General features: G+C 56.4%; 8 protein-coding genes and 1 rRNA gene. 5 read left to right on the top strand and 4 right to left on the bottom strand.

Annotated features, from left to right (window positions below):
* Positions 1–111: ribosomal RNA gene (gene rrf, locus JHL21_RS17530) — 5S ribosomal RNA — on the top strand; the annotation flags it as partial.
* A 634-nt stretch (positions 112–745) separates the two neighbouring features.
* Here rrf and JHL21_RS17525 read toward each other — a convergent pair.
* Entirely contained in the window at positions 746–1708 is a 963-nt protein-coding gene (locus tag JHL21_RS17525; RefSeq protein ID WP_200214988.1) for a DnaJ C-terminal domain-containing protein, read from the bottom strand.
* A 115-nt stretch (positions 1709–1823) separates the two neighbouring features.
* On the opposite strand from JHL21_RS17525, the gene pdxH reads away from it, so the two are divergent.
* The gene (gene pdxH, locus JHL21_RS17520; RefSeq protein WP_200214987.1) at positions 1824–2453 is read left to right on the top strand and encodes a pyridoxamine 5'-phosphate oxidase; all 630 of its coding nucleotides are present in this window, start codon (positions 1824–1826) and stop codon (positions 2451–2453) included.
* Positions 2454–2619: 166 nt separating this feature from the next.
* Positions 2620–3348: a DUF1499 domain-containing protein gene (locus JHL21_RS17515; protein ID WP_210338944.1), complete on the top strand. Its 729-nt coding sequence runs from the start codon at positions 2620–2622 to the stop codon at positions 3346–3348.
* Between the two features lie 23 nt (positions 3349–3371).
* Here the strand turns inward: JHL21_RS17515 and glpK are convergent, their stop codons facing one another.
* Both glpK and glpD read right to left on the bottom strand, forming a co-directional pair.
* Complete coding sequence (gene glpK, locus JHL21_RS17510) at positions 3372–4862, bottom strand: glycerol kinase GlpK (RefSeq protein ID WP_200214983.1); 1491 nt, start codon at positions 4860–4862, stop codon at positions 3372–3374.
* A 42-nt stretch (positions 4863–4904) separates the two neighbouring features.
* Complete coding sequence (glpD, locus tag JHL21_RS17505) at positions 4905–6389, bottom strand: glycerol-3-phosphate dehydrogenase (RefSeq protein ID WP_200214982.1); 1485 nt, start codon at positions 6387–6389, stop codon at positions 4905–4907.
* 161 nt (positions 6390–6550) lie between these two features.
* On the opposite strand from glpD, the gene JHL21_RS17500 reads away from it, so the two are divergent.
* Positions 6551–7486, top strand: a complete 936-nt coding sequence (locus tag JHL21_RS17500; protein WP_200214980.1) for an AEC family transporter — start codon at positions 6551–6553, stop codon at positions 7484–7486.
* Between the two features lie 30 nt (positions 7487–7516).
* Positions 7517–8446 (top strand): 2-hydroxyacid dehydrogenase, encoded by a 930-nt coding sequence (locus JHL21_RS17495; protein ID WP_200214979.1) that lies wholly within the window; start codon positions 7517–7519, stop codon positions 8444–8446.
* Positions 8447–8861: 415 nt separating this feature from the next.
* Here the strand turns inward: JHL21_RS17495 and JHL21_RS17615 are convergent.
* The coding region (locus tag JHL21_RS17615; protein WP_210338943.1) for a hypothetical protein at positions 8862–9088 on the bottom strand (227 nt) is incomplete at its 5' end.

Here is a 9088-nt window from a genome sequence, read left to right as displayed (position 1 = left end):
TGGTTCTTGCGAGGAGCCCAAGACCCGATCCCATCCCGAACTCGACCGTCAAATTCCTCCGCGCCAATGGTACTAAGTCTCAAGACTTGGGAGAGTAGGTCACTGCAAGGTCTGCCAAAAACATAAAATCTCTCGACGATCATCAAAACCAAATACAAAAAGCCCCGCTCACCAGCGGGGCTTTTTGCGTTTCTGGGCGGTGATTGCCCCACCTAATTCCTCCCACCTAACTCCCCTGCAACCGGGGGAGGGACTGGAACGGTGTGCTGGGTTGGAGCTGCATGCGCGCAACCAGGCCCCCTCACTCGGCCCAAGAGGGCCGACCTCTCCCCGTGGGGGCGAGGTGAGAAGGAAGCCGAGTTTTATCCCTCAGTCTACCCCCACCCTCATTCCCTCCCCGCAAGGGGCAGAGAGGCAGAGCGGTATGTGTTGGGGAGGAGTGCACTTACGCCCGCAGGCGTCAAAGACGCCCTCTCAAACAACGGGAGTTGCCTCTCTCATCGAGGCGTCGATAGAGAGGGAGGGATTGTACGTGACTACGTGGCTCGCTTGCAGATTTGTGCCCGACCTACACTTACTGTTGACGAGGGAGGTGTCGTCAAACCAACACAAGTGACAACGTATTATATCGCTGATGTCGTCGGGGTGGACACTGTTGGGTCCGAGTTCCCACTGCAGTAGGCAGAGGCCGGGCGAATAAAAAAGAGGCCCTTAAGGGCCTCTTTGAAAAACTACTGTAATGTCACTAGTCGCGGACAGTGTAGGGCTTTTGGTCTCGCATAAAACGGGCGAGCGCTTCTAAGTCAGCATCACCACCTGGGGGCAACACGACGCGGATGTTGACGTACAAGTCACCATCGCCATAAAGCCCCTTGCCCTTAAGGCGTAGGGCTTTGGCCGTGTCCACGCCGGGAGGGAGGTTGAGTTCAACCGATCCGGTCAACGTCGGCACCCGAACCTTGGCGCCGAGCACGGCTTCGTAGAGTGTAACGGCCACGTCTGTGCGGATGTCGGTGCCGTCCTTGCGGAAGGTTTTCGATTTGGCGAATTTGACCGTGACGAGCGCGTCACCCGGTTGCCCGTAGACGTCGGTTGTGCCCTGACCCTTAAGTCGGATCTGCTGACCTTCTTCGACCTTTTCCGGAAGCTTTACGTTCAGCACTTTCCCGGAGGGCATACGAACAGGAATGGACGCAGCGTTATGTGCGTCCTCTAGGCTCACTGCGGCCGTGATCACCAGGTCTTCATTCTTGCCGCTGGTGCCGGGACCTGCATTAGCCGCGCCACCGGTGAAGGGGTCCCATTGGGCTCCAGCAGCGCCAGCATTTCGCGTGCCGCCACCTGGATTACCGCCACGCGGTTGTCCCCCAAAGCCGCTCATAAACTCCTTGAGAATGTCTTCGGCTGAAAAACCGCCCCCCGCGTTGCCACGCGAACCAGTGCGTCCCCCTCCAAATCCCCCGCCGCCAAAGCCACCGAATTTTGGATTACCGTCAGCGTCGATTTCACCACGATCGAATTGACCGCGTTTTTCGGGATTGTTCAGTAGATCATAGGCGCCAGTTGCCTCAGCAAACTTTGCATGAGCGGACGGATCATCGGGGTTTTGGTCCGGATGATATTGTTTGGCCAGCTTGCGATAGGCAGACTTAATGTCTTTGTCGCTTGCGGACCGCGACACGCCGAGTACGGTGTATGGATCGCGCATTTAGGTCCAATCTTTAGAGTTCAGGCGTTGCTCCGCCTCTATTTCAAGTCCTATATGGCGACGCCCTACGGCCTTGTCCAGTTGGGCTGCGCGACTGAATGCAGGAAATCTCACTATGGCCCAACCTCTCACAGATCTCCTCTTCGACGACCAGGACCAATCCGAGCTCAATCCGTTCGCCATTTTTGAAGAATGGTTCGCTTTGGCGCAAGTTTCCGAGCCTAATGATCCGCACGCAATGGCGGTCGCCAGTGTTGATGCTGATGGTTTGCCTGACGTACGTATGGTCCTGATGAACCAGAGGGATGCACGAGGATTTTGCTTCTTCACCAATTTTGAAAGTGCCAAGGGCCAACAATTGGTGGCCCAGCCGAGGGCGGCGTTTCTTTTCCATTGGAAGAGCCTGCGCCGCCAAGTGCGGTTGCGGGGTGAGGTCGAGATAGTTTCGGCCGAAGACGCTGACGCTTATTTCGCCTCTCGCGCGAAGGGGAGCCGCATTGCATCCGCGACTTCCAAACAATCCCGACCATTGGGTAGTCGGGCGCAGATGATGGATGAGGTTGAGCAACTGACGGCTATGATTGGGGACGGTGAGATGGCGCGGCCTCCCCACTGGTCGGGTTTCCGTCTTGTGCCGAAACAAATAGAATTTTGGAAAGACGGCGAGTTCCGCTTGCACGATCGCGTCCGGTTCACCCGCAGTACCGCCAACAGCGATTGGTCGCGTACGCGGCTCTATCCTTAAGGTAACGGCCGGAAAGTTGAGTTTCTGACAACCTCTTGCCACTAATTTTGAGGTCTAATCTGGGGATGCCCGTCTCTTGCGCATATTGATCAGAAGCTCGAAGACCGCCATTTGGGCCCGCCGTTTAGGTAGCCTAGCGGTGCCATTGGTGGTGCTGAGTGTTGTATTGCATCGTCTCGGCTTGATCTCCAGCAATGTGTTCCAAATTGCGGCCTTGGTTGCCGGTCTGGTCGCGGCCCTTGCAGTGCTCTTGGCTGGGATTGCGCTGCTACGTCTGTGGTTCACCGGCGACCATGGGTGGCGCAATTGTTTCTGGGCGGTGTTTTGGGGGCTCTTATGTCTGGTGCCATTTGCTTGGCATGCACAATTGGCGTGGCGCTATCCGCATGTGACGGATGTGGCGACGGCTTCGACAAGTTTGCTTCCACTGACATTCGAGCCTGATACGGCAGTGATGCCGAATGCACGCATGTTGTCTCGTGAAGATCATTTGCACAGCTTCCCAAGTGCGCTTACGCGTGCCTATCCGATCGCGCGTGAGGAACTCCACGCCCTTGTGTTGCGCCTCATCGCACAACAAGGTTGGGACGTGCGCTTCGATCAAGTGCCGTCGGAATTTTCGGGCCGGATCAATGCCCGTGTGACAACACTAATCGGTTGGCGCGAGGAAGTTGTTTTTGGAATTTCGGCCACGTCGACGGGTTCGAAAATTGACATGCGGTCAGCTTCGATCGGGGCGGCGCATGATTTCGGTTCAAACGGCAACCGGATCATGAGTTTTCTGAGTTCCCTCGATAACGAGGTCACGGCTTTTATTCGGGATAATCCTAGCCTCAATCAACCTGATGCTGCTGATGAGGCAGAAAGCCCACAGGTGGAAATGGGCGGCGCTTAATAGGTCCGCCCATTTCCCAAATCCTATTGGGTGAGGACGCGGCGTACCGCGTCGTCCCACCCGGCGATTTTGGCTAGGCGCTCCTTAGGGGCCATGTCCGGTTCAAAGCGTTGATCCCGCTCCCAAGCGGCTGCAAACTCTTGCATGCCCGGCCAAACACCAGCCTTCATGCCCGCCAACCATGCCGCGCCGAGCGCAGTGGTTTCGAGAATGGTAGGGCGATCAACGGGCGCGTCAAGCAAATTGGCCAAGCTCTGCATGGTCCAATCTGAGGCGACCATGCCGCCGTCGACGCGCAATACAGTGTCTGTGCCTTGCCCTTTCCAATCTTTCTTCATGGCTTCGATGAGATCGACGGTTTGGTAGCAAACGGCTTCGAGCGCGGCCTTGGCGATTTCGGCTGGGCCGGTATTGCGGGTCAGGCCAAAGATTGCGCCCCGCGCATCGGCATCCCACCACGGCGCGCCGAGGCCGACAAAGGCCGGCACCATATACACATTTTGCGTCGGATCAGCGGTGAGCGCCAGGGGGCCAGTTTCTTTGGCTTCTTTGACGAGTTTTAGACCGTCTCTAATCCATTGTACTGCGGCGCCCGCAATAAAGATCGAACCTTCAAGCGCGTAGGCGGTTTTGCCATTGAGACGATAGGCAATGGTGGTGAGAAGGCGGTTTTCCGAGCGCACTATGTCGGCGCCGGTGTTGAGCACGGCGAAGCAGCCGGTGCCATATGTCGACTTGACCATGCCTGGCTCAAAGCAGGCCTGACCAATGGTGGCGGCATGCTGATCGCCCGCAACGCCCAGAATTGGGATTTCTGCTCCGAACAGACTTTTCTCAGTAACACCGAAATCGTCGGCGCAATCCTTCACCTCAGGGAGAATGGCCATGGGAACGTCGAGGATCTCGCAGAGTTCTTTGTCCCATTCGTTCTTGGCGATGTCGAACAATAAGGTGCGCGAGGCATTGGTGGCATCTGTCGCGTGCATCTTGCCGCCGGTAAGGCGCCAGATGAGGAAGCTGTCAATCGTGCCGAAGGCCAATTCGCCCTTATTGGCACGCTCGCGAGCAGTGCTCACTTTGTCAAGCAGCCATTTCACCTTGGTGCCCGAGAAGTAGGGATCGAGCAAAAGGCCAGTGCGCTTGGTAAAGAGCTCTTCGTGGCCATTGGCCTTAAGCTCGGCGCAAGCACGAGCGGTGCGGCGATCCTGCCAGACGATGGCGTTGTAGATAGGCTCGCCGGTTTCACGGTCCCAAATCACCACTGTTTCGCGCTGATTGGTGATTCCGATGGCGGCGATGTCGCGGGCCTCAAGCTTGGCTTCTTTGAGGGCCTTTTTCACTGTAGACTGAACCGTCGACCAGATCTCTTCCGGATCATGTTCGACCCAGCCATCCTCTGGGAAAATCTGCTTGAACTCACTCTGCCCGACACCGACAATTTTGCGGTTGCCGTCAAAGACAATGGCGCGGCTCGATGTGGTGCCCTGATCGATGGCCAGCACAAACTTTTTCATATTTGTTTCCTCCCCTGCGTGCCCTTGCGGTCCGTGCCTGCCCTATGACGTGCTTGTCGCCAGATACGCCTCGAGCTGCGCCACATCTTCGGCGCTGGTGCGGAGCCCTTGTTTGGTTCGACGCCATAGCACGTCTTGTGCGGTTCGAGCCCATTCTTGTGTAACCAGATAATCGACCTCGCGACTGTATAGGTCGGAGCCGAAGGAGCGACCGAGATCGGCAATAGTTTGGGCCGTGCCCAGAATAACCCGCGCTTTGGTGCCATAAAGGCGCATGAGCCGACGCAGGAGAGATGGGGGCAGGGCAGAATAGTCTTTTGCCAAGCGACGAACTTCAGCGTCAAAACTTTTCACGCCGAAGTCTCCACCGGGCAGAGTGCTAGTCTTTGTCCAGGCCGCGCCCCTCTGTCCTAAGATGGCTTCAATTTTCTCCAGTGCCGCTTCGGCGAGACGGCGCGAGGTCGTCAGTTTGCCACCGAAAATGTTGAGTACGGCACCCGTGCTCGAATCGCCTTCGAGCTTGAGAACGTAATCGCGCGTGGCTTCCTGCGCCGCGGACGCGCCGTCATCATAAAGTGGACGCACGCCGGAATAGGTCCAGACGATGTCGTCACGGGTGATCGTGTCCGCAAAATACTCATTGGCAGCGGCGAGAAGATAGGAGGTCTCTTCCTCGCTGATTTTCACGTTGCGCGGATCATCATGAAAATCGCGATCAGTGGTGCCGATGAGGGTGAAATCGTCCTCGTAGGGAATGGCGAAGAAAATGCGGCCATCGCCGTTTTGGAAGAAATAGCACCGGTCGTGCTCGTAGAGCTTCTTCACCACGATGTGGCTGCCCTGAACGAGACGGACATTGTGTTTGCCGTTCTTGCCCATCACCCCGTTGATGACCTCGTCGACCCATGGGCCAGCGGCATTGATCAGCATCTTAGCGCGAACTCTAGTCTTGCCTGCTTCGCCATCGAGCTCGATGGTCCAAGCTCCCTCTTCGCGACGGGCGGCAGTGACTTTGGTGCGGACATGAATTTCGGCGCCTCTATCGCCAGCGTCCCGGGCATTGAGCACCACAAAGCGCGCGTCATTGACCCAGCAATCTGAATATTCAAAGCCCAGCTTATGGCCGGGCTTGAGGGGCTTTCCGGCTTCATCCTTGGTCAGGTCAAGGGTTTTGGTTGGCGGCAGGAGTTTGCGACCACCCATATAATCATACATGGCCAGACCTGTGCGCAGCACAACCGCCGGGCGCATGCCTTTTTGGTGCGGCAGCACAAAGCGCAGCGGCCAGATGATATGCGGCGCTGTGGCCCAGAGCACTTCGCGCTCGGCCAACGCTTCGTGGACGAGGCGGAACTCGTAGTGCTCGAGATAGCGCAGGCCACCGTGAATGAGCTTGGTCGCCGCCGAGCTGGTTCCAGAGGCCAGGTCATTCATCTCCGCCAAGCCAACGGTAAAACCGCGTCCGACAGCATCACGCGCAATGCTTACGCCATTGATGCCGCCGCCAATCACGAAAATATCCAGCATGATATCCTGCCGTTTCAAGAGGTGTTTCGTTTGTATGTTTTATTGGTTCGTTTGTGAAGGCTTTGTGTTTCGCTTTGGTGGTGCGACAAACATGCATTGACCCCTGCCGTTGGCAGGGTTAGGGCATGGATTAATCCCTTCTCGGGCCCGGACATCTGGCCATGCTCTCGATCCTAGCCGTCAATGTGCCGATCTTCGCGCTTATCGCCTTGGGCTATAGCGCGGTGCGGTATCGATTGTTCCCAGCTGATGGCGTGAAAGCGCTGATTGCTTTCGTGAACAATTTCGCGACGCCGTGTTTGCTGTTCCACTCGATCCTAACCAGCGATTTCAGTTCAGCCTTTAATCTTGGCATTATCGGGCCGTTTTATCTCGGCGCGTGGATCTGCTTCGGTATTGGCATTGTGTTGGGCCGGGGCTGGTTCAAGCTACCGCGTGGCGAAAGCGTCGCCTTTGGCTTTTCGTCCATGTTCACCAATACGGTGCTGGTTGGCCTGCCGATCATGTCGCGCGCTTATGGTGATGCGGCACTGCCGGTGACGCTGTCGATTATCGGCGTGCACGCCGCGATCCTGCTCACCACCGGCATGGTCACTATGGAGATGATGCGCCGGGACGGTAAATCTCTGGCCGCAACGCTGACCGTTGCCATTCGGCGTGTGGCGACCAATCCGCTGATCTGGGGCATTGCCGCGGGCATGATTGCCTCGACGATCAATCTCCAATTGATCGAACCGGCGGAAGCCTTTCTGACCATGATGAGTCAGGCCGTGGTGCCTGTGGCCTTATTCGGCATCGGCGGGGCTCTCAATGAATTTAAACTGTCGGAGAACTGGCGGCCGGCCTTCGTGGCCTCGCTGATGAAACTCATCCTGCACCCGGCCATTGCCTATGTGCTGATGATTTGGGTGCTGCATATTCCGATGGAGATCGCCCGCTATGGAATTTTGCTCGCCGCCATGCCGGCTGGCGTCAACATCTATGTCTTCGCCACCTATTATGATCGAGGCGTGTCGGTTGCAGCGAATACGATACTGATTGCCACCATATTGTCCGCGGTTACCATTTCAGTCTGGCTCTACATATTGGGAATGTAGAGCCAAGTCGCTTATTCCGAGGAGGGAAGAATGACCATAGAAATCCTGCAGACCGGCCCGTTGTTAGCCAGCTGTGAAAAAGCCCTCGCGGAGAAGTATATCGTCCACAAGCTGCATGAGCAGGCCGATAGGAACGCGTGGCTCAAGGTCAATGGCGCGCGCATCCGCGCCCATGCCGGTTCGGGCGTTCAGGCAAAGCTCATGAATGCGCTACCTAATCTCGAAATAATCTCAAGCTTTGGCGTTGGTTACGATAATATCGACACGGCTACCGCTAAGGCGAAGAACATTCGCGTCACCAACACACCCGATGTCCTCAACGACGCCGTGGCCGAGCTGACCGTCGGGCTCATGATCTCGCTGGCGCGCCGAATCCCACAGGGCGACCAGTTCGTGCGCAATGGCCATTGGCTCAACGGGGGCATGGGACTCTTCTCGGAGCTCACTGGCAAAACCGTCGGCATTTTGGGCCTTGGTCGTATCGGCAAGGAAATCGCCTGCCGACTGCAAGCAATGAAGATGCGTGTCGTCTATTACGGACGCTCCAAGCAGGACAATGTCCCATACACGTTTTACGACAAGCTCGAAGACATGGCGCGCGACAGTGATTGGCTCGTGGTGATCGCTCCGGGCGGCAAATCCACAGAAAGCATTGTCTCGCGAGCCGTGCTCGAAGCGCTCGGACCGCAAGGCTATCTCGTTAATGTGGCGCGCGGGACGCTCGTCGATGAACCCGCTCTGGTCGAACTGTTGACGAACAAGAAACTCGGCGGCGCTGCCTTGGACGTCTTTGTTGAAGAGCCAAAGGTTCCCGAAGCGCTCTTTGCCTTGGATAATGTCGTCCTCTCCCCGCATCAGGGCAGTGCGACCCACCAGACCCGCGACGCAATGGGGGCGCTCTTAGTCGCCAATCTCGACCGTCATTTTGCGGGTGAACCCCTGATCAGCCCGGTGGTGTGACAGTTCACGAGGGAAAAGGTGGGCGTTTTCGAGAGGCACTCGACTCGCAAAACGCCTACGATTCCGCTCTAAACCCAAAACGAACTGACATTTCAGTCTCTTGAGCGTGCTGCTGCCAAAAATCTTCCCCCAGGTGGATAACTCGGGACAGCGTTGCAAACGCTACTGACTCAATCCGCTTCTTCACAAAGCGACGTGCGCCAAAAAGCTGAATCACATCGATTTTTGTCGAGGGCTCTGGACAGGAAACAGGGCCGCCCCTATAACCCGGTCATCGCTGCAGAGCACAGCGCCTACCGGCACTGAGCGACGCGGCAAACGACTGAAATCAAATGTAAATTTGAAATTAGTTTAGTGGATTTCGAAAGATTTCGGAATTCACGAAAATGGGTGTTGACGAAGCAAAAGCTTCTGACTAAAACCCACGAACGCTAACGACGCCGAGCACTTGCTGCTCCCACTGTTTAGCAGTTTCTGAAAGGGCAGACGATCTGCCGGGCAACCGGATAGATGGTTTTGTCTCTAAGAACTCCGGAAGCTTTGCTTCCAAAATGACGTGTCCGGTTTGTAGCCGATGGGTCAGCTCTTTGACATTGTGAAGATTGAAGAAAGAGAAACGTGGACGGCGAGGTTCTTGCGAAC

This window comes from Devosia sp. WQ 349K1 (genome assembly GCF_016595685.1).
Classification (GTDB): domain Bacteria; phylum Pseudomonadota; class Alphaproteobacteria; order Rhizobiales; family Devosiaceae; genus Devosia.
The sequence above is the reverse complement of the archived record's forward strand: the minus strand, read 5'-3'. Positions and strand labels throughout refer to the sequence as shown.

Bases quoted from the DNA above. Each gene is read 5' to 3' on its own strand.
- JHL21_RS17525 (WP_200214988.1), bottom strand. From the start codon at position 1,708: ATGCGCGATCCATACACCGTACTCGGCGTGTCGCGGTCCGCAAGCGAC.
- pdxH (WP_200214987.1), top strand. From the start codon at position 1,824: ATGGCCCAACCTCTCACAGATCTCCTCTTCGACGACCAGGACCAATCC.
- glpK (WP_200214983.1), bottom strand. From the start codon at position 4,862: ATGAAAAAGTTTGTGCTGGCCATCGATCAGGGCACCACATCGAGCCGC.
- glpD (WP_200214982.1), bottom strand. From the start codon at position 6,389: ATGCTGGATATTTTCGTGATTGGCGGCGGCATCAATGGCGTAAGCATT.
- JHL21_RS17500 (WP_200214980.1), top strand. From the start codon at position 6,551: ATGCTCTCGATCCTAGCCGTCAATGTGCCGATCTTCGCGCTTATCGCC.
- JHL21_RS17495 (WP_200214979.1), top strand. From the start codon at position 7,517: ATGACCATAGAAATCCTGCAGACCGGCCCGTTGTTAGCCAGCTGTGAA.